We start from the raw sequence: 20,512 nt of genomic DNA, 5'->3' as shown, positions 1-20,512 counted from the left end.
TGCGCCGAAGTTGGTGGCCGAGGTCAGCCGGCGATTTCTTCCGCGCCGGTCATCGCCAGGACCTTGTGTGACCATTCGCCGATCGCCGCCCAGTCCCGCAGATCCCGCCGCGGGCGGCCGCGCCGGGGCGGGTCGGCGCCGCCGAACAGGCCGACGGTCGCCGGCACCAGCCAGGGCCGGCGGCTCAACGCCCGATCCAGCTGCGCCGAGCTGCGCCGCCAGGCGTCCTCGTCGTCCCGGCGCGGTCCCAGGCCGAACACCGCGACCTGCAGCCGGTCCAGTTCCCCGCGGTGCTTCTTGAGGAATCGGTGCGCGTCCCGGTGCCAGCGCCCGGAGTAGAGCGGCGCACCGAGGATCACCACGTCCCAGCCGGTCAACGGCTCGTCGACGGCCCGCGCGGGAACCAGCACCACGTCGTGGCCGGCGGCGGTGGCGACGGTCGCCACCGCCTCGGCCACCTCTCGGGTGGATCCGCTCCGGCTGGCGTAAGCCACGAGAATTCGCGTCATGGCGGCCACCTCCGTGCTCATCGTCGGCCTGCGGGCGATGTCGCGGGCAGGGCCGAAAGGCGGTACAAAGGCGCCGTCCGGCGCGTCCGGCTCAGCGGACGAAGAAGACCGGGCAGTGGGCGTGATGCAGGATCGCCCGGTCCACCGAGCCGAGCCGGCCCGGGTTCGTGGTGCGACCCAGCACCACCGCGGTGGCATGGCCGGAGGCGTCGACGATCTCGTTGACCGGGCTCCCGGCGACGCTCCGGTTGTGCACCGTGACACCGCCCCGGCGTTCGGTCCAGTCCGGTGTCTCGCTCGGCTCCCTGGTGACGTGCAGCAGAACGACGTCGCAGCCGCGGGCCGCCGCTTCGGTGACGGCGAACTCGGCCGCCCGGGTGGACGCCGCCGAGCCGTTCATCCCGACGAGCAGCGGACGGGCCGCCAGGTCCGGTCCGGGCGGCCAGCCGGCCTCGCGCACCACCAGCACCGGGCCGGGGTGCTCGGCGGCCACCCGGTCGGCGACGCTGCGCCGCAGCACGCTGCGGACCGGGCCGTGCCGGTGCCCGACGACGATCAGATCGCTGTCGCCGGCCGCCGAGAGCAGCAGTTCGGCGGCGTTCATCCCGACCGTGACCCGGGTCGAGACCGGCACCTGCGGGGCGAACGCGTGCACGCGTTCGACCAGGCGCCGCAGCAGCCGCGGGTCGTGCGGCGAGCCACCGGCGTGCACGATGAGCAACGGGGATCCGCGCAGTTCGGCTTCGATCGCCGCCTGATCGACGGCAACGTGGCTGGTGGGCATGTCGTCCACTCCGGCCAGGACCGTGCTCGTGACGATCCGGTCACCGGCGGCGGGCGCCGGGGACGTCGCCCGCGGGGCGACGTACGGGTCCACGTAGGAGAAGGCGCCGAGGTAGCGGTTGATCACCTCGGTGTAGGGCGAGACCCGGTGCGGGTCACCGGCTCGCTGCCGTGCCTCCCGCTCGATGTTGAACTTGTCGAGGTCGCTCATGACTGCCTCCCGACCCATCCGCGTGTTTCGCACGCCGGGAACGTTGCGGCACCCCGGAAAGGCGGGACGCCGACCGCGCTGCCGGCGCTCCTGATTCCAGGTGACCGCGGATCGCGCGTGGGCGACAGTGCTGTTCGGCCTGTTCATCGGCCACCGTTGCGCCCGGGCCCGGGCCCTCCAGCGGCGAAAGACCCGAGGAGACCGGACCAATCCCGCTGTCCTCGAAGGTGGACGGCGGGTAAGGCTGGGAGCATGCCCGCCATCGAGGTACGTGAGTTGAGCCGATCGTACGGGACGGTGCGTGCGGTGGACGGCGTCACGTTCTCCGTCGAGCCCGGTGAGGTCTTCGCCCTGCTCGGGCCGAACGGCGCCGGCAAGACCACCACGGTGGAGATCCTGGAGGGTTTCCGGGCGCGTGACGCCGGGACGGTGAACGTGCTCGGGCACGACCCGGCGAACGGCGGGCCCGCGTACCGGTCCCGGATCGGCGTGGTGCTGCAGTCGGCCGGTTTCGAGGAGGAGTTCACGGTCCGTGAGCTCGTGCGTCTGCAGTGCGCTCTGTTCCCCCGCGGGCACGACCCGGACGAGTTGATCACTCTGGTGGGGCTGGACGACAAGCGCACCACCCGGGTCAAGGGTCTCTCCGGGGGTCAGCGGCGGCGCCTCGACCTCGCCCTCGGCCTCGCCGGGGCGCCCGACCTGCTTTTCCTCGACGAGCCGACGACCGGTTTCGACCCGGCCGCACGGCATCGCGCCTGGGACCTGGTCGAGAACCTGCGTGCCCTGGGTACGACGATTCTGCTGACCACCCACTACCTGGAGGAGGCACAGCGCCTCGCCGACCGGGTCGCGGTGATGCGGGCCGGGCGCCTGGTCGCCGCCGGGGCCCCGGACGACCTGCGGGCCGGCAGCAAGCTTCCGACCGTGATCAGCTTCGGACTCTCCCCGGAGTTCCGTGTCGACGGGCTTCCGCTGCTGAGCGCGCCGATGGAGGTGACCGGGACGACGATCCGGATCGCCTCGCGGGATCCGTTGAACGACACGTGCCGGCTCACCGGATGGGCGCGCGACCTCGGCGTCGACCTGCCCGAGCTGGCGGTCAGCCCGCCCACTCTGGAAGACGTCTACCTGACGCTCACCGAGGAGGACTCCGATGAGCGCGCCGGCTGAGCGGGCCGTGACCAGCCGATCCGCGCTGTATGCGCTGACCCGGCATGCCGTGCGCGGCTTCGCCCGCAACCCGATCGCGGCGTTCTTCACCCTCGCCTTCCCGCTCGCCCTCCTGATCATCGTGGCTTCGATCATCGGCGATCAGCGCACCGCGGACGGTGTGCCGATCGCGCAGTACCTGGTCTCCCCGTTCGCCGTGTTCGGGGTCGCCCAGGCGTCGTTCGTGCTGGTCGCCGCGGACATGGCCGCGCTGCGGGAGAGGGGTGTCCTGCTGCGCCTGCGCGCCGCCCCGATCCCGGTGTGGACGGTTCCGGCGTCCCGGATCGTGGCCGCCGTCGTGGCCTCCGGGCTGGCGATGGTCGTGACGACCGTGGCCGGCGTGCTCGGGTACGACGTTCAGATCATCTGGCGCAAGGTGCCGGCGATGGTCGTCACGCTGGTGCTCGGCATCGCCTGCTGTGCCGCGCTCGGGCTGGCGCTGGCGGCACTCGCCCGTACCGCCGCGGTCGCACAGTCGCTGGCCCAGGGACTGCTGATCACCCTGGCGTACGTCTCCGACGTCTTCCTCGTCGGGGCTGCCCTGCCTCGTTGGATGCAGTGGCTGGGCTCGGCGCTGCCGCTGAAGCATTTCGCCCGCGCCATGGCGGAGACGTTCGACCCGGCCCCCGGGTACGGGTTCTCCCCCGGCCACCTCATCGTCCTGGTCGCCTGGGGCGTGGCCGGGGTCGTCGTCGCCGGGCTGCGGTCCGGATGGCAGCCCCGTGGGGCGGCCACGCCCCAGGCCGTCCACGAGCCGGACTTCGCGCCGTTGGGGCGCCTGTCCCCGCCCGTGCGACGGCACGGGTCACCTCTGACGACGCTGTCCGGGCAGATCTCGTACGCCCTGCTGGGCCAGCGCCGCGATCCGCTGGCGATGTTCTTCTCGGTGATCTTCCCGGCGCTGTTACTGGCGTTGTTCCCGACCGTGTTCGGCGACGGACGGGTGCACGGGATGACGCTCGCCCAGTATCTGTACGCCGGGATGATCGCCTACACCGCGGCGCTCACCGCGTACGTCAACCTTCCCGAGTCGGTGGTGACCGCCCGTGCGGCCGGCGTCCTGAAGCGGCTGCGGGGCACTCCCCTGCCGTTCCGCTGGTACTTCGCCGGACGCGCCGGTGCCGCGCTGACCGTCTCGCTGGCCGCCACCGTGCTGCTCACCGTCGTCGGCACCGGATTCCTGCACGTGCGGCTGGATCCGGTGCGGATTCCCGCGCTGCTGCTCGCGATCGTGGCCGGCTCGGTGTGCTTCGCCGCGCTGGGCCTGGCGATCGCGGCGCTGATGCCGGCCGCCCGTTCGATCGTCGCCGTCACTCTCGGCACGTTGCTGCCGCTCTGCTTCGCGTCCGAGATCTTCGTCGTCGGCGATCAGCCGTTGCCCGGTTGGCTGACCCACGTCGCGGGCTTGCTGCCGCTGCGTCACCTGTTGCGGGCGGTGCTCGCCGCGACCGACCCGAGCGTCACCGGCGCCGGCTTCGCAACCGGGTCTCTCGCGGTGCTCGCCGCGTGGACCGGCCTCGGCCTGCTCGTCGTCGCACGCCACCGCGACGCCCTGTCATGACCACCGGGACCATGTCCTCTACCGGCGGCGCAGCGGCCGTGCCAGTGTGGGGCGGTCGAACGCGGCACCGGGAGGTGGCACGATGACCATCGCCTCGACAGACCGGAAGCGCCCGCCGCTGACCGCCCGCCGGGCCGGGTACGGCATCGGCGCAGCGATCAACGCCGTCCTGCTCTATCTGATCAACGGCCGGCCCGGCTGGACGGTCGTCCCGTTCCTCGGTGACGACACCGCCGCCGTCCTCCCGTGGATCAACGCCTCGCTGATCGTCGGTCTGGTCGTCAGCCTGGTGCAACTGGTTCGCGACCCGCCCTGGCTGGTCGCGCTCGGCGGCATGGCGACGGCCGGCATCGGCGCGGCCGCGACGGCCAGGATGTGGCAGGTCTTCCCGTTCGTCTTCGGCAGCACGTCGTTCAACTGGGCGCTGATCGTCCGCATCCTGCTGGTCGTAGGGGTTGCCGGCAGCTTCGCCGCGCTCGTCAGCAACGCGGTGAAACTGGCGGCGTCGTGGCCGGCCGAGCACCACCGCTGAGGTCATTCCTCCGTGGGGTCAGTCGGCTCCGGCGTCGCGCACCTCGTCGAACGCCGTGACGGTGAAGGTGCGGTAGAGGCGCCGGATCTCCGGCTCGGACATGCCGGTGGCGCGCAGCAGAGCCGTCTGCGCCGCCACGTTGGGGGTCTCGGCCGGGCCGAAGCAGCCGAAGCATCCACGCCCGAAGGCCGGGCAGAGCGCGCCGCAGCCGGCCCGGGTGACCGGCCCCAGGCACGGCCGGCCGTGAGCCACCACGACGCAGACGGTGTTGCGGCGCTTGCACTCGAAGCAGACGCTGTGCGCGGGCAGCGCCGGTTTCCGGCCGGCGAGGACAGCGGTGATCACCTCGAGCAGCTGACGCTTGTCGATCGGGCAGCCGTGCAGCTCGTAGTCGACGTCGACGTGCGCGCCGATCGGGGTGGAGGTGCCCAGGGTCCGGAGGTAGTCGGGTCGCGCGTAGACCACCGAGGCGTACTCGGCGACGTCGGCGTTGTTGCGCAGAGCCTGGATGCCACCGGCGGTGGCACACGCACCGAGCGTGATGAGGACGCGGGAGTTCGCCCGGACGCGACGGATCCGGTCGGCGTCCGCCTGTGTGGTTATCGAACCTTCGACCAGGGAGACGTCGTAGGGCCCGGGCTGGACGTCGGAGGACGCCTCCAGGAAGTGGGCGATCCGCACCCGGCCGGCCACCGCGAGCAGTTCGTCCTCGCAGTCGAGCAGGCTGAGCTGGCAGCCGTCGCAGGAGGCGAACTTCCAGACGGCCAGCGTCGGGGTTCCCATCACAACTCCCGTTCGGTCAGCAGCGGCGCGGCCACCGGGTAGGGCACCACCGGGCCGTCCCGGCAGATCAGCAGCGGCCCGAGCTGGCAGTGCCCGCACCAGCCGATCCCGCAGCGCATGCAGCGTTCCAGCGACACCTGCACCCGGCCGGCGGGAACGCCCCGGGCGATCAGCGCCTCGGCGGTGAACCGCATCATCACCTCCGGGCCGCAGACGAAGGCGACGGCCGCGGCGAAGGTCACCGCCGCACCCGGGATCAGTGTGGTGACCAGGCCGACCGGTCCCGTCCAGCCGGCGGCGGGCCGGTCCGTGATCGTCAGGACCTGCCCGGATCCGGCCCATTCGCGTAGGTCGTCCGGGTAGAGCAGGTCGTCCGGGTGCCGAACGCCGATCAGCACGGCCACCCGGCCGAACGCCGGGCGCTCGCCGAGGATCCGTTCGACGAGCGGGCGCAGCGGGGCGAGCCCGATCCCGCCGGCCACCACGATCACGTCGTGGCCGGTCGCCGCGCTCACGTCCCAGCCGGCGCCGAACGGTCCGCGCACCCCGATCACGTCTCCGACCTCAGCACTGCAGAGAGCGGTGGTGACCGCCCCGACGGCCCTGATGGTGTGGCGCAACCCGTCGCCACACCGCCCGCTGAGCGAGATGGGAACATCACCGATTCCGTACGCCGTGAGCATCGCGAACTGGCCCGGGGAGAACGGCGGCAGCGATTCACCGAGCCCGGCGAGTTCCATCGTGACCGTGTCGGCGGTGTCGCGGTGCCGGCTCACTACCCGGTGCGGCACCGGAACAGCCGGGTTCATGGCCGTCCCCACAGATCCAGCAACCGCAGCCGGGTGGCGGTCAGCCGGTGCCCCAGCACCGGGACGAAACGTCGCAGTACCTCGTACCCGAGCTCGGGGTCGGCGGCACAGCGGGCCCGGACCAGGGCGGCGTCGAACTCGGTGGCCACCACCTCGGTGCGCGTGGTGGCGCCGAACCGCCAGCGGAACGGCGGGTACAGCCACGACCAGCCCAGCACCTCGCCCGGGCCGATGGTCTCCAGAACCTGTTCGCCGCGACCGGGCACGGCCAGGCTGAGGTTCACATCGCCCGTCTCGATCGTCCAGAAATGATCAGCGGCGCCGCCCTCGGAGAAGATCCGGTGTCCCGGCGGGTAGCGCACCGCGGCGTCGCACCCGAACAGCTCGGTCAGCAACCGCGGGGTGAGACCGGTCAGGAACGGGTGCCCGCTCATGACCGGTCCTTGGCCGGCCGGGTCGCCGCCAGGGCCGCGGCTTCCCGCGTGATGTCGATGCCGGCCGGGCACCAGGCGATGCACCGCCCGCAGCCCACACAGCCGGACATGCCGAACTGGTCATGCCAGGTACCGAGCTTGTGACTGATCCACTGCCGATAACGAGACCGCCCGCTCGCCCGCACCGGCCCGCCGTGAAGGTAGGAGAAGTCGAGGCTGAAGCACGAATCCCAGAGCCGCCAGCGTTCCGCGTGCTCACCGGTCAGATCCGTGACGTCCTCCGTGGTGGTGCAGAAGCACGTGGGGCACACCATGGTGCAGTTTCCGCAGGTCAGGCAGCGTGAGGCGACGTCGTCCCAGTGCGCCGACCCGCGCGTGTCCGCGATCAGCGCAGGCAGCGGCTCCTCGGGCAGGTGACGGGTGATGGAGGCAGCGGCGTGGTCGACCGCGGCGCCGGCGGCCAGCACGTCGTCGAGGCCGGCCGGGCGAGTCGGCAGCTCGGCCAGCACTTCCGCACCGGCCGGCGTGCGCGCGGCGACCAGCAGACGATGGCCGCCGTCGAGAATCTCGGTGAGGACCAGGTCGATTCCGCGGCCGGCACCCGGGCCGGTTCCCATCGACGTGCAGAAGCAGGTGGCGCTGGGCGCGACGCACTCGGCCACCGCGACGAACGTGCCGTCACGGCGCGCGGTGTAGGCCGGGTCCGGGTACCGGCCGGCGGCCAGAACCTGATCGAGCACGGCCATGGCGGCCACGTCGCAGGGATGCACGCCGACGAACGCGTAGCGCTTGGTGGGCGGCTCAGGCTCGTCGGTGCCGATCACGCCCGAGACACGATCGGCGGCCCAGAGCCGAGCCCGCGGCGGATGCAGGAACTGCTTCAACGACTGCGGTCCCGCGCTGTGCGCGAACACCGCGTCGTCGTCCCGGCGCCGCAGCCGATAGTGCCCGGCCTCGGTGCCGGCATCCCACCCGTACGGCAACTGGCCGGCGGAGCCGAGCTCAGCCAGCGTGATCGCGCCGTCGCGTACGGTGGGCCCGATGACCGTGTACCCACGCCTGGTCAGGGCCGCGAAGAGCCGATCGAGGCCGGACGGGTCCAGGAGCACCGCCGTTTCGCCGTCTCGCATGACACCTCCCTGTGCCTGCCACGGTGGTTCCACTCTTCGCCCCTCACCTCGGTCACGGCAGGGCCGTAGGTCCCGCGCCGCCGGCGGCGGGCCCTGGCGCGGAAGCGCGGGACCTACGGCCCTGCCCGGCGGGCATCGGCACGACCGATGATCCGAGCAGGGGCCGAGCATTGGAGACGAGACCATGCGAACGTGGACCGCCCGGCCGGCGACGACCACCACCGCGGTGGACGCACTGACAGCCGACGGCCGCATCGTGACGATCCGGCCGATCACCGCGTCCGATCGCCCCGCGATAGCCGCCCTCTACGAATCCGCCGATCCGGAGAACCTGCGGCTGCGCTTCTTCGCCCGGCCGACAGCGGCGGTCCTGGCGGCCGAGGTGCACCGGCTGTGCCGGCCGCAGTCGTCCCGGTTCCTGGCCATGCTCGCCTACGAAGGCACCGAGCTGGTCGGGGTCGCCTCCTGCGACCGCGACGGCGACAGCCCGCGTGGCGAGTTCGCGCTCTTCGTCGCCGACCGGCACCACGGTCGCGGTATCGGCACCCTGCTGCTGGAACACCTGGCCGTGCGTGCCCGGCGGCACGGCATGACGGAGATGACCGGCGAAGTCCTCTCCGGCAACCTCGACATGCTGCGCGTCGCCCACGAGTTCGGCTCCGGCAGCAGCTCCCGGTTCGACCACGGCGTCGTCGACGTCACGGTGGACACCAACACCGGGGACGGCGACGGCTCGGTGATCGACGAGCGCGATCGGGTCGCCGAGCGGGCCTCTCTGCACGCGATCCTCGCCCCGGCCACGGTCGCCGTGGTCGGCGCGGGTCACCGTCCGGGCGGCGCGGGGCACGAAGCGTTCCGGGCCCTGCGGGGCTACGGCTTCACCGGCCGGGTCTACCCGGTCAACCGCAGCGGTGCGCCGGTGTCCGGGTACCGCGCCTGCCGCAGCCTGCACGACCTGCCCGAGGCGGCCGAGCTGCTGGTCGTGGCTGTGCCCCCGGACCAGGTCGGCGAGGTGCTGCGCGACGGTGCGGCGACCGGCGCGCGCGCCGCCGTCATCCTCACCGAGATGCCCGGACCGGACGGGCGCCGCCGCCGGGCCGAGCTGTTGAGCCTGGCCCGCTCGCTGGACGTCCGCCTGATCGGCCCGGGCAGCCTCGGGGTGCTCAACACGCATCCGGATGTCCGGCTGGACGCGGGGTTGTTCCCGCTCGTGCCGTCCCCCGGGGAGCTGGCGGTGGCCGCGCAGTCCACCGGGTTCACGCTCGCTCTGACCGAGTACGCGAGCCGGGCCGACTGCGGCCTGTCCGCACTGGTGGTGCTGGGCGAGAAGGCCGATGTCAGCGGCAACGAACTGGTCTCCTACTTCCACGACGACCCGGCGACGGCCGCGGTCGCGCTGCAGCTGACGACGTTCGGCAATCCGACGCGGTTCGCGCGTCTGACCCGGGCGCTGTCCCGGCGCAAGCCCGTACTGGCCGTCCGGGAGGGGCACACGCCACCGGTCGTGGAGGCGCTGTTCGCCCGCGCGGGCGTGATCCGTACCGAAAGCCCTGGTGACCTCGTGGACGCGGCACGGATGCTGATCGGCCGGCCCCTCCCGGCCGGTCATCGGCTCGCCGTGGTGACCAACGGCGGGGAGGAAGGCACCGATCCGGGCGCGCCATCCTCGGCCCAGGTCCTCGAGCTGCCCGTCCATACGTCCCCGGCAGAATTCGCGGCGGCCGTGGAGTCGGCCGCGACCTCGGGAACGGCCGACATGCTCCTGGTGATCGTCGTAGGGACCCGGGCGAACCCGGCGGCACGGATCCTCGACGCTCTGGGCCCGGTGACCGACCGGCATCCGCGGCTGCCGGCAGCGGTCGCGGTCATGGGCGTCAGCGATCCACCGGCGACCGTCGGTGCCCGCCGCGCACCCGTCTACCGGTTCCCGGACCAGGCCGTGCGGGCCCTGACCCACGCTGCCGACTACGCCGAGTGGCGCCGCACGCCGGCGGTGAGCGAAGCCGCGCCCGCGGACGAGGCACCCGCCCGGGTGCGGGCCCTGATCGAGGCGGCGCTCGCCGGCGGCTTCGGACCGCAGCCCGAGGCACGCACCGCCGAGATCCTGGCGGCTTACGGCATCCGCACCGGACGGTCCGGCACCGAGCCGGCCGTCCGTCTGGTCGCCGGCGTGGTGCACGACCCGTCGCTCGGGGCGATGATCCTGCTCGGTCACGGACCGGCCGGCCCACCCGCCGACCCGATCCTGCGGATGACACCGCTGACCGCCCTGGACGCCGGGCGGATGGCCAGGTCGTTGCGGTGCGCCCCGCTGTCGCCCCGGTCCGGCGGTGACACGCTCGCCGCGTTGCTGCTGCGGCTGAGCCGCCTGGCCGTGAACCACCCCGAGGTCGCCGCCCTGGAACTCGAGGTGCTCGCCGGGCCGGACGGGACCCGGGTCACCGGCGCCGAGCTACGGCTGGGGCCGGCCGGGCCGGAACCCGCCCCGGCCCTGCGCCGGCTGCATGGCCCCGACGAACGCTGACGCCCGGGCCGGTGGATCCGCCCGGCCCGGGCGTCAGCGTTCGTGTCTCACTTCTTGGTGATGGCGATCTGCCGACCGGCCGGCTCCGGCGCGGTCAGCGGCACCGTGATCTCCAGGATGCCCTTCTCGTAGGTTGCGGTGATGGCGGCTTCGTCGGCGTTGGCCGGCAGCCGTACCGAGCGGTGCAGCATGCCGTACCGGAACTCCGTCCGACCGGCGCCCACCTTCTCCTCGTGGCGTTCGGCGTTCACCGTCAGCACCCCACTGGTCGTGCTGACCTGCACGTCCTTCTCCGGGTCGATCCCGGGAAGCTCAGCGCGCAGGACGTACTCCTTGTCGGTGATCCGGTCCTCGACCCGGATCGCCGGCATCGGACGCGGAAAGTCGACCTCCAGCCAGTCGGTCATGTCCCCGAACAGACGGGGAAGCAGCGACGTCATCGTCGTCCTCCTTCCGTTTTCCCCTTCATCGCATCGCGCGGGCCGCGCCGCGGTCAGGGCCGAACGGCTCTGAAGCGTGCCGATCGTCGCCCACCGGCCACGATGGTGCCGTTGGTCCCGCGCCTGGCCCGATGGCCCCTACCGGCGGGCCGGCGGGGCGGCGATCGTGAAGGTGGAGAGGCAGGGAGGCGGTAGATCATGGCCGGGCCCGACTACGCGGAACTGCTCCAGACGCACGCCGCGGTGCTGTTCTTCCTCGGCGACCGGGTCTACAAGCTCAAGAAACCGGTCGACCTCGGCTTCCTCGACTTCCGCACCCGAGCCGATCGATTCCGGGTCTGCAACCGGGAGGTGCAGCTCAACCGGCGGCTGGCCCCCGACGTCTACCTCGGGGTCGCCGACATCCTCGGACCGGACCAGGAACCCTGCGATCACCTGGTGGTGATGCGCCGGATGCCGGCCGCGCGCCGACTGTCCGCCCTGGTCCGGCAAGCCGAGCCGATCTCCGCCGAGCTGCGGGTCCTGGCCCGGACGCTGGCGGTCTTCCACGCCGCGGCGCCGCGCGGCCCGGCCGTCTCGGTGGAGGGTTCCCGCAGTGCGCTGCTGGATCGGTGGGACGCCACCTTCGGCCAGCTGCGCCGCTTCCACGGCGGGGTGCTGGACGCCGCCGCGGCCGAGGAGGTCGAACGCCGCACCCACCAGTTCCTGGCCGGCCGGGACGCGCTCTTCGCCGAGCGGATGGCGCAGAACCGGATCGTGGACGGGCACGGCGACCTGATCGCCGACGACATCTTCCTGCTCGACGACGGTCCCCGGGTGCTCGACTGCCTGGAGTTCGACGACCGGCTGCGCCACCTCGACGTGATCGACGACATCGCGTTCCTGGCCATGGACCTGGAACATCTGGGCGCGTCCGATCTCGCCGAGCGTTTCCTCGCCGACTATCTGGAGTTCAGCGGCGATCCGGCGCCGGCCACCCTGCTGCATCACTACTCGGCGTACCGGGCCTTCGTCCGGGCCAAGGTCGGATGCCTGCGCCACGAGCAGGGCGATCCGGCCGCGGCGGCGGACGTCGCCGCCTACACCGGCTTGACGTTGCGTCATCTGCGCGCCGGTGCCGTCCGGCTGATACTGGTCGGAGGTCCTCCCGCGACGGGCAAGTCGACGCTGGCCGGACAGCTCGCCGACCGGCTCGGCGCCACCGTGGTGTCCAGCGACCGGGTCCGCAAGGAGCTGGCCGGGGTGGACCCGGGCGCCGGATCGGCCGGCACCTACGGCACCGGGATCTACACCGGCAAGTGGACCGAGCGGACGTACGCCGAAATGTTGTGGCGTGCCCGGCAGCTGCTCGAACGTGGTGAGTCCGTGGTGCTCGACGCCACGTGGACCCGGGCCGAGCACCGGCGCTGCGCCCAGCGCCTGGCCGACTGCACGCACAGTGAGCTCGCGCAGCTGCGGTGTGCCGCCGATCCGGCGACGATCAGCGCACGGCTCGCCCGGCGTACCTCCGCTGAGCTTTCCGACGCCGACGCCCGGATCGCCGCCGCGATGACTCGGGCCGCCGACGACTGGCCGCAGGCACAGGTGATCGGCACGGACAGCGCCGGCAGCCTGGAAGCCGCCGTCGCCGCCGTCACCGCGGCACCGGAACCGGCTCGCACCGAGTAGTGCTCAGGCCGGAGCCGTCGGCGTCAGGTCGTTCGGCCCTGGTTGCCGGTCGGCCCATCTGCGCAACTTGAGGTGATGACGAAGTCACGCAAAGCCGCGAGGAGGCCACGATGGCGAGCATGAAGGACGCGGCGTCCGCGTTCCTCGCCAAGAAGCGGATCGCGGTCCCCCGCACCGTCGCCGGCGACTGAGACCCGGTCGGCCCTCAGCAGGAGGTGGACCCATGACCATCCGATCACTGACGCCGGTCGTCGCCGGGGTGAGCGGATCACCGGCCAGTGCCCGGGCGATCGAGGCCGCCGCCCGGGAGGCGGACCTCTACGGGCTGCCGCTGCGCCTGGTCCACTCGTTCGGCCACCGGCCCGACCGGCCCGAAGCCAGGGATCTGCTGCGTCAGGCGAGCGCGACCGTGGACCGGGTCACCCCGGGCCTGACCGTCACCGCCGAGCTGATCGAGGGCCAACCGCTCGCCGGCCTGCTGCGGCTGTCCCGTCAGGCCGCGCTGACCGTCGTCGGTGACGGTGACCTCGGCGAACGGGTCTGTCTGCCCGCGGACGCGACAGCGGTCCAGCTGGCGGCGCGAGCCTCCGGCAACGTCATGGTGACCCGGGCGGCGCCCGCGCCGTACGGGCCGGTCCTGGTCGGGGTGAACGGTCCGGGCACGTCCGAGGCGGCGCTGGACCTGGCCTTCGACGAGGCCGCCCGGCGCCGCAGCGGGCTGGTGATCGTGCACGTGGGCAAGGCGCCGGCCCGGGTGCACGAGATCGAGGAGGCGATTGCCGTACGCGCCGGACGGCAGGACGTCGACACGCAGCTCTGTGTCCTGTCCGGCGACCCGACCGCGGTGCTGCGCCGCGAGTCGCGACAGGCCTCGCTGATCGTCGTGGGTGCGCGCGGCGAGCAGCCGTACCACGGCATGCTGGGATCGGTCGCGCAGACGCTGCTGCACCACGGGCGCGGACCGATCATCGTGGTCCACGGGGCCGGACGCCTCGTGGCGAGGACCGGCGACGCACCGGTCGTCACCGGCTCCGGCAAGTACTCGGGGACCTTACGGCCCGACCCGATGGTGGACAGGTGAAGGCTTTTCCGACGATCGGCCGGGCGTGACGGCGACGGGCGAGGCCGGCAGCCTGCTGCTGCTCCGGCACGGGCAGAGCGTGAGCAACGCGGCCGACGTCTTCACCGGGTGGAACGACGCCGCGCTGAGCGGACTCGGTGCCGATCAGGCGCGGGACGCCGCCGCGGTGTTGCGGCGATGCGGCGTACGGCCGACCAGCGTCCACACCTCCCTGCTGAGCCGTTCGATCACCACCGCGGAGATCGTGCTGGGCGAGCTGGGCCGCGCGTGGATCCCGGTGGATCGCTCGTGGCGGCTCAACGAGCGGCACTACGGCGCGCTGACCGGCCGGGACAAGTCGCAGGTCGCGGCGGGGACCGACGCCGCGACCTTCCGGGCCTGGCGGCGGTCCTTCGCCGTGGCGCCACCGCCGATGAGCGCGGACGCCGCCGCGGTTCTCTACGCCGACGACCGGTACGCCGGCCTGCCCGCCACGGCACGGCCGCGGACCGAGAGCCTCGCCGACGTGTGGGGCCGGATGCGGCCGTACTGGGTGGACGTGCTGTATCCGCTGCTGCTGGCCGGAGGTACGCCGCTGGTGGCCGGGCACGGCAACGGCCTGCGCGCGTTCGTGATGCACCTGGAGGGGTTGAGTCCGGCCGAGGTGGAGCGACTCGACATCCCGACCGCCGTGCCGATGCGCTACCGGCTGGATCGGCGTGGCCGGCCGGTGACCGGGGTGGACGGCCGCTACCTGGACGCGCCGGCGGCCGCCGAGCCGATCCGGGTCGGCCCGGCGCATTGAAGCACTTCGGCCCTGCCCGGGCGGACCGGGTGCGCCCCACGGTGAGAGGGTGAGCACCGGATCACACCTGTCCTCCTCCGCGCTCGCGGAGGTGGTGCGGCTGCGCCCGTTCCGCCGGCTGTGGCTGGTGTTCGGGCTCTCGTCGCTGGGTGACTGGCTCGGCCTGCTGGCCACCTCGTCGTTCGCCTCCGGCCTGATGCGCTCGACGGCCGCGCAAGGCGCGACCTTCGGCGCGATCATCGCCGTTCAACTGCTGCCCTCGCTGGTCCTCGGCCCGGTGGCCGGTGTGCTGGCCGACCGGTTCGACCGCCGGCGGACCATGGTGGCGATCGATGTCGCCCGGTTCCTGCTCTACGCGTCCATCCCGGCGGCCGGGCAACTGGTTCACCGGCAGGCGGTCGTGGTCGCCTGGGCCGCCGCGGCCTCCTTCGCGGTGCAGGCCGGCGCGATGCTGTGGACGCCGGCCAAGGAAGCCGCAGTGCCGAACCTGCTGCCCAAGGCGCGCCTGGAGACGGCGAATCAACTGACCATCATCACGACGTACGGGATCACGCCGGTGCTGGCCGCGCTGGCCTTCGCCGCCGTGACGAGCCTGCCCGGCCTCGGGCGCACCGACGCGGCCGCGGTGGCGCTCTACTTCGACGCGCTGACGTTCCTGGCCTCCGCGGCGGTCGTCTTCTTCGGCGTGCCCGAGATCTCCGGGCGTCGCCCGGCCACGACGGCCACCGAGTCCTCGTGGACGGCGATCCGCACCGGCGTGCGTCACCTGCTCGGAACCCCGATGCTGCGCGGGCTGCTCGCCGGGCTCCTGGGCGCGTTCGCCGGGGCCGGCGTCGTGGTCGGTGGCGCGCGGTTCTACAGCCGCTCCCTCGGCGGCGGGGACGCCTCGTTCTGGCTGCTGTTCGCCGGGCTGTTCGTCGGCTTCGGGCTCGGGGTCCTGGCCGGTCCGCGACTTGCCGGCACCCTGTCGCGCCGTCTGCTGTTCGGGCTGTCCGTGCAGTTGGCCGGCTTCGCGGTCGTGCTGCTGGCGATGATGCCCCGGCTCGGTGGCGCCCTGCCGGTGGTCGTACTCACCGGTTTCGGGTCCGGCTCGGCCTTCCTCTGCGGGGTCACGCTGATCGGCGCCGACGTCGACGACGCCGTACGCGGGCGGGTTTTCGCCTTCGTGCAGACGTCGGCGCGCGTGATGCTGCTGCTGGCGGTCGCGGCCTCCAGCACCCTGGCCGGCCTGGGCGTGGGCAGTCTGGTCGTGCTCGGCCCGACCGCCGTCCCGCTGTCCGCGAGCCGGATCCTCTACTTCCTCGCCGGGATGTGCGGGATCGCCGTCGGCGCCGTCGCGGTCCGGCAGATGACCGGTCACACCGCCACTTCCCTGTGGCACGCGGCCCGCACCGCCCACCGTTCGTCGCCGGCCACGGCCGCGCCTCCCGATCAGGACCATTTCCCGGTACGTGGTGAGGACGCCCGTCGCCACGGTAATCGCCCGCCGGCCGGGCACGATCAGCTCGGTGCGGACGGCCGGCGCTGAGCCCGCGTCGTGGCCGTCGCCGGTACCCGTGGAGGCTGACCCGCGTGGCGCGGATCCACCGACGCAACGGGACGGAAGCCACTGTGCGGCGGCGGGCCGCGCGGTGGACAGTGGAGCGGTGAATCGGCACCCGGCCTTTCCCGTCGAGCCCTGGCAGATCCGCGAGACCTACCTCGACCGGGAGGTGCTCGCCCGGACCGAGTCCATCTTCGCGCTCGCCAACGGATATCTGGGGCTGCGCGGCAACCTCGACGAGGGCGATCCGCACGGCATGCCCGGTACTTACCTCAACTCGTTCTACGAGCTGCGACCTCTGCCGTACGCCGAGGGCGGATACGGCTATCCCGAGTCCGGGCAGACGATCGTCAACGTCACCGACGGCAAGGTCATCCGGCTGCTGGTCGACGACGAGCCTTTCGACATCCGGGACGGGCACGTGCGGCGGCACGAGCGTGTGCTCGACCTGCGTGCCGGTGTGCTGCGCCGCGAAGTGGAGTGGGAGTCCACAGCCGGACGGGCGGTGCGGGTCCGGTCGACCCGGCTGGTCTCCTTCGTGCAGCGGTCGATCGCCGCCGTCGAGTACGAGGTCACACCGCTCGATCATCCGGTCCGGGTGATCGTCCAGTCCGAGTTGGTGGCCAACGAGGCGCTGCCCGGCCCGCTCAAGGATCCGCGGGTGTCGGCGGTCCTGCAGGCGCCGCTGGTCGCCGAGGAGCATCACGCCGGTGACACCGGGGGCGCACTCCTGCACATCACGCGGGAAAGCCGGCTGAGACTCGCCGCGGCGATGGATCACCTGATCGAGGGGCCGCCGGGACTGCGGTGCACCAGCGAGGCAGAGCCGGACGTGGCCCGGACGACGGTGGCCTGCCGGTTGGTGCCGGGCCAGCGGTTACGTCTGGTCAAGCTGGTGGCCTACGGCTGGTCGAGCCGCCGATCCCGGCACGCGCTGCACGACCAGGTCGCCGCGGCGCTCGCCGGCGCCCGTTTCGAGGGCTGGCCGGGGCTGCTCACCGCCCAGCGAGACTATCTGACCGAATTCTGGGACGGTGCGGACGTCGAGGTCGACGGCGACGCGGAGGTGCAGCAGGCAGTCCGGTTGGCGATGTTCCACGTGTTGCAAGCCGGCGCCCGGGCCGAACGGCGCCCCGTCGCCGCGAAGGGCCTCACCGGCGCCGGATACGACGGGCATGTCTTCTGGGACACCGAGCGTTACGTGCTGCCGATGCTGACCTACCTGAAGCCCAGCGCAGCCGCCGGGGCGCTGCGCTGGCGGCACGCCACCCTGGATCTGGCCCGGGAGCGGGCGGCCACGCTGGGCTGGGCCGGAGCGGCGTTCCCGTGGCGCACGATCCGCGGGCACGAATGCTCCGGCTACTGGCCGGCCGGCACCGCGGCCGTGCATCTGGGGGCCGACATCGCCGACGCGGTCGTACGGTACGTCAACGCCACCGGGGACGTCGCGTTCGACCGGGACATCGGAGCCGAGCTCCTGATCGAGACCGCCCGGCTGTTGGCCGCCTTCGGTCACTACGACCGCGACGGCGCCTTTCACCTCGGCGGGGTCACCGGGCCGGACGAGTACACCGCGATCGCCGACGACAACGTGTACACCAATCTGGTGGCGCGGCGAAACCTGACCGCCGCCGCCGACGCCGCGCGGCGTCACCCCGGCCGCGCCGCCGCGCTCACCGTGAGCGAGGACGAGATCGCGGCGTGGCGGGCCGCGGCGGCGGCGATGAGCGTGCCGTACGACGAGCATCTGGGCGTTCATCCCCAGGTCAGCGGATTCACGACGATGAAGGAGTGGGACTTCGACGCCACCGGTGCCGGGGACTATCCGCTGATGCTGCACTTCCCCTACCTGGATCTGTACCGCACACAGGTCGTCAAGCAGGCGGACCTGGTGCTGGCGATGCACTGGTGCGGTGACGCGTTCAGCGCCGCCGACAAGGCCCGTAACTTCGCCTACTACGAGTCGCGTACGGTGCGCGACTCGTCTCTGTCGGCCTGCACCCAGGCGATCGTCGCCGCCGAAGTGGGCCACCTGGAATTGGCACACGACTACATCGGTGAGGCCGTCCTCACCGACCTCTACGACCTGCACCGCAACACCCGCGACGGGTTGCACATCGCTTCGCTGGCCGGAGCGTGGCTGTCACTGGTCGCCGGATTGGGCGGGATGCGCGACCACGAAGGAAGGCTCTCGTTCGCGCCACGGCTGCCCAGCCGCATCGACCGGCTGGCGTTCTCGCTGCTCTGGCGGGGGATGCGGTTGCACGTGACGGTCCGGCCGCGGGAGGTGGTTTACGCGCTGAGCGGCGGCCCCGGCGGCGCCGCGCTGCAGTTGACGCACCACGGCGAGCCGGTTGTCGTCACGACCGCCGGCCCGGTCATGCGGCCGATCCCGTCGCTCGTCGCGCCGGCCGAGGTCCCGCGCCAGCCGCCGGGGCGCCGGCCGGTGCACCGGCCGGATCTCATCCGGTGAGTGGCGCTGATTCCTGGCGGGCCAGAGCGGCGATCTCGCCGGCGATGTCGGGCTGCAACGCGGCCGGCAGATCGTGGCCCATGCCCGAATAGACGACCAGCTTGGCGCCGGGGACGACTCGCGCGGTCTCGCGCCCACCGGCGGGCTGCACCAGCAGGTCCCGGTCCCCGTGCAGTACGAGCACCGGCATTCGCAGGTCCCGCAGGAGCGGACGACGGTCCTCGGCGGAGAGGATCGCCGCCAGTTGCCGCCGAATGCCGTTGGGATCGCGCGCCTGGTCGAAGTTTCGGCGCGCCACCTCGGCGATCCCTTCCTCGTCGTGCGGATAGGCAGGCGAGCCGATCACCCGGAAGATGTTGACCATGCGCCGGGCGGCCGCGTCGCGGTCCCGGACAGGCCAGGGGGCCAACGCGGGAAGGGCACGCGGATGCGGGCGTCCGATGTGTGACGCCGGCGTGGAGGAGATCGAGGTCAGCGTCCGTACCCGATCCGGATGCCGGCAGGCCAGGGCCTGCGCGATCATGCCGCCGAGCGACACGCCGACCACGTGGGCACCGTCCCAGCCCAGAGCGTCCAGCACCGCGGCCGCGTCGTCGGCCATGTCGGCGAGCGCGTAGCCGCTCCAGCGCCGGGACACCCAGACGAGCGGTGACGGCATTCCCAGCCGGGTCAGATGGGTCGACGCCCCGACGTCCCGGTTGTCGAACCGGGCGACCCGGAATCCGTGCTCGGTCAACAGCGCCCGGAAACTCTCCGGCCAGAAGTCCATCGAGAGCCCCAGTCCCATGATCAACAACAGCGGCACGCCGTTCTCGGGACCTTCCACCTCGTACGCGATCTCGACGTCGCCGTGTCGTGCCCTGCCACCAGCCATGCCTCCATCGTCGCGCGCGCCGGGAATGCAGGCCCGAGCCCGACGGCCCGGATACCACGCCGATCGGCCCGGGCGAGGCGCGGCGGGGCCGGAGGTCACCGAAAAGGCGGACCGAGTGAGGGACATCCGGCCTGCCAGGCGTCCTCCCAGTAGCGGCACGCTGGAAAGAGAGAGTGAACGTGATGATCACCGCGACAGGTACCCCCGTGCTGGTCGGGACCGACGGTTCCGTGGCGGCATTGCACGTGGTCGAGGCCGCGGCGGTGGAAGCCCTGCAGCGGCACCGTTCGCTGCGCATCCTGTACGTCACACCGCCGGGGCCCGATGCGGGACAGGCCGCTCGCGTCGTCGCTCAGGCAGCCGAGCACGCCCGCAAGGCTCTGCCCGATGCGGCGATCACCACCGCGGTCGTCATCGGAGATCTCGTGACCGTCCTGCACGACGCGAGCCGGGCCGCTGCCCTCCTGGTGCTCGGCGAATCGTTCCGGCGCGCCGAGTCGACCGCGACGCTGCCCGCCCGGTTCGCCGCCGGGGCAGCATGCCCGGTCCTGGTGGTCCGTGGGCGGCTGTCGCCGTCCGGGCCGGTGGTGGCCGGCGTCGACACATCACCCGGAGGGAACGCCGCCCTCCGGTTCGCGGCCGCCGAGGCCGATCGGCGCGGCATCGAACTTGTCGCCCTGCACACGTGGCGGGAACGCGTGTCCACCCTGCTGGGCGACACAGCGCCGATGAGTCACGAGGACTGGTCGTGCGAGTTGGAGCATCGCCGGGTGCTGGCCGAGGCGGTGGCGGCCCTCGGCGGGCAGTACCCCGGCCTGCGCGTCTGGAGGCAGGTCCGGCGAGGATCGGCCCGCCGTCTGCTGGCCGACTGGTCACGCGGCGCACGGTTGATCGTCGTGGGCGCCTACGCGGGCCGCGGCTCCGGCATCGCGCCGCTCACCTCGGTGAGCCGATTCCTCGTCGAACGCGCCGCCTGCCCGGTGGTCGTGGTGCCGGCGCCAAGCCGATGACACCTCGGCGACCCGAGGTGCCCGATCCGGGGGCAGCCCGGTGAACTTGTTCCCGCTGTCAGGGGCCGATGTTCACGCCCGGTACGGGACGCCCGGCCCTGCCGGAAACCTGCCGGGACGGGCAACGGTGGAGTCAGGCACGCCCCGCAGCGGG

Annotated in this window: 18 protein-coding genes; 10 read left to right on the top strand and 8 right to left on the bottom strand. The window is 72.6% G+C overall.

Going from position 1 to position 20,512, the window contains the following annotated elements:
• Positions 1-23 precede the first annotated feature (23 nt).
• Complete coding sequence (locus ACH442_RS19440; RefSeq protein ID WP_396339432.1) at positions 24-509, bottom strand: flavodoxin domain-containing protein; 486 nt, start codon at positions 507-509, stop codon at positions 24-26.
• A gap of 91 nt (positions 510-600) precedes the next feature.
• Positions 601-1,503 carry a universal stress protein gene (locus ACH442_RS19435; protein WP_396339431.1) on the bottom strand — a complete coding sequence of 301 codons (903 nt, stop codon included), beginning with the start codon at positions 1,501-1,503 and terminating at the stop codon, positions 601-603.
• Positions 1,504-1,755: 252 nt separating this feature from the next.
• On the opposite strand from ACH442_RS19435, the gene ACH442_RS19430 reads away from it, so the two are divergent.
• The 3 genes from ACH442_RS19430 to ACH442_RS19420 all read left to right on the top strand — a co-directional run bounded on the left by ACH442_RS19430 (position 1,756) and on the right by ACH442_RS19420 (position 4,805).
• Entirely contained in the window at positions 1,756-2,673 is a 918-nt protein-coding gene (locus ACH442_RS19430; protein ID WP_396339430.1) for an ABC transporter ATP-binding protein, read from the top strand.
• Positions 2,657-4,273 carry an ABC transporter permease gene (locus ACH442_RS19425; protein ID WP_396339429.1) on the top strand — a complete coding sequence of 539 codons (1,617 nt, stop codon included), beginning with the start codon at positions 2,657-2,659 and terminating at the stop codon, positions 4,271-4,273. Before ACH442_RS19430 ends, ACH442_RS19425 begins: the two co-directional genes overlap by 17 nt.
• An 82-nt stretch (positions 4,274-4,355) precedes the next feature.
• Positions 4,356-4,805: a hypothetical protein gene (locus ACH442_RS19420; protein WP_396339428.1), complete on the top strand. Its 450-nt coding sequence runs from the start codon at positions 4,356-4,358 to the stop codon at positions 4,803-4,805.
• Between the two features lie 18 nt (positions 4,806-4,823).
• On the opposite strand, the gene ACH442_RS19415 is transcribed toward ACH442_RS19420, so the two are convergent.
• Genes ACH442_RS19415 through ACH442_RS19400 form a run of 4 tightly spaced genes read right to left on the bottom strand, consistent with a single transcriptional unit; the run spans position 4,824 to position 7,961 of the window.
• Positions 4,824-5,588: an oxidoreductase gene (locus tag ACH442_RS19415; RefSeq protein WP_396339427.1), complete on the bottom strand. Its 765-nt coding sequence runs from the start codon at positions 5,586-5,588 to the stop codon at positions 4,824-4,826.
• Entirely contained in the window at positions 5,588-6,397 is an 810-nt protein-coding gene (locus tag ACH442_RS19410) for an FAD/NAD(P)-binding protein (protein ID WP_396339426.1), read from the bottom strand. The genes ACH442_RS19415 and ACH442_RS19410 overlap by 1 nt, the downstream gene beginning before the upstream one ends.
• Positions 6,394-6,831: a cyclic nucleotide-binding domain-containing protein gene (locus tag ACH442_RS19405; RefSeq protein WP_396339425.1), complete on the bottom strand. Its 438-nt coding sequence runs from the start codon at positions 6,829-6,831 to the stop codon at positions 6,394-6,396. The genes ACH442_RS19410 and ACH442_RS19405 overlap by 4 nt, the downstream gene beginning before the upstream one ends.
• Complete coding sequence (locus ACH442_RS19400) at positions 6,828-7,961, bottom strand: 4Fe-4S dicluster domain-containing protein (protein WP_396339424.1); 1,134 nt, start codon at positions 7,959-7,961, stop codon at positions 6,828-6,830. Before ACH442_RS19400 ends, ACH442_RS19405 begins: the two co-directional genes overlap by 4 nt.
• A 184-nt stretch (positions 7,962-8,145) precedes the next feature.
• Between ACH442_RS19400 and ACH442_RS19395 the strand changes: the two genes are divergently transcribed.
• Positions 8,146-10,485: a GNAT family N-acetyltransferase gene (locus ACH442_RS19395; protein ID WP_396339423.1), complete on the top strand. Its 2,340-nt coding sequence runs from the start codon at positions 8,146-8,148 to the stop codon at positions 10,483-10,485.
• 47 nt (positions 10,486-10,532) lie between these two features.
• On the opposite strand, the gene ACH442_RS19390 is transcribed toward ACH442_RS19395, so the two are convergent.
• Positions 10,533-10,925, bottom strand: coding sequence for an Hsp20/alpha crystallin family protein (locus ACH442_RS19390; RefSeq protein WP_396339422.1), 393 nt, complete (start codon positions 10,923-10,925; stop codon positions 10,533-10,535).
• 198 nt (positions 10,926-11,123) lie between these two features.
• On the opposite strand from ACH442_RS19390, the gene ACH442_RS19385 reads away from it, so the two are divergent.
• The 5 genes from ACH442_RS19385 to ACH442_RS19365 all read left to right on the top strand — a co-directional run bounded on the left by ACH442_RS19385 (position 11,124) and on the right by ACH442_RS19365 (position 18,474).
• Positions 11,124-12,593, top strand: a complete 1,470-nt coding sequence (locus ACH442_RS19385) for an AAA family ATPase (RefSeq protein WP_396339421.1) — start codon at positions 11,124-11,126, stop codon at positions 12,591-12,593.
• 223 nt (positions 12,594-12,816) lie between these two features.
• Complete coding sequence (locus ACH442_RS19380; protein ID WP_396339420.1) at positions 12,817-13,674, top strand: universal stress protein; 858 nt, start codon at positions 12,817-12,819, stop codon at positions 13,672-13,674.
• A gap of 25 nt (positions 13,675-13,699) precedes the next feature.
• A complete protein-coding gene (locus tag ACH442_RS19375) occupies positions 13,700-14,458 on the top strand; it encodes a 2,3-diphosphoglycerate-dependent phosphoglycerate mutase (protein ID WP_396339419.1) in 759 nt (252 codons plus the stop codon).
• Between the two features lie 49 nt (positions 14,459-14,507).
• Positions 14,508-15,986 (top strand): MFS transporter, encoded by a 1,479-nt coding sequence (locus ACH442_RS19370; protein ID WP_396339418.1) that lies wholly within the window; start codon positions 14,508-14,510, stop codon positions 15,984-15,986.
• A 118-nt stretch (positions 15,987-16,104) separates the two neighbouring features.
• Entirely contained in the window at positions 16,105-18,474 is a 2,370-nt protein-coding gene (locus tag ACH442_RS19365) for a glycoside hydrolase family 65 protein (protein WP_396339417.1), read from the top strand.
• On the opposite strand, the gene ACH442_RS19360 is transcribed toward ACH442_RS19365, so the two are convergent.
• Positions 18,464-19,348: an alpha/beta hydrolase gene (locus tag ACH442_RS19360; protein ID WP_396339416.1), complete on the bottom strand. Its 885-nt coding sequence runs from the start codon at positions 19,346-19,348 to the stop codon at positions 18,464-18,466. The genes ACH442_RS19365 and ACH442_RS19360 overlap by 11 nt on opposite strands.
• Before the next feature lie 182 nt (positions 19,349-19,530).
• On the opposite strand from ACH442_RS19360, the gene ACH442_RS19355 reads away from it, so the two are divergent.
• Positions 19,531-20,358 carry a universal stress protein gene (locus ACH442_RS19355; RefSeq protein WP_396339415.1) on the top strand — a complete coding sequence of 276 codons (828 nt, stop codon included), beginning with the start codon at positions 19,531-19,533 and terminating at the stop codon, positions 20,356-20,358.
• The last annotated feature ends 154 nt before the right edge of the window (positions 20,359-20,512 follow it).

This window comes from Actinoplanes sp. NPDC020271, assembly GCF_044388125.1.
GTDB lineage: Bacteria > Actinomycetota > Actinomycetes > Mycobacteriales > Micromonosporaceae > Actinoplanes.
This window is presented reverse-complemented; position numbering and strand designations above follow the sequence as displayed.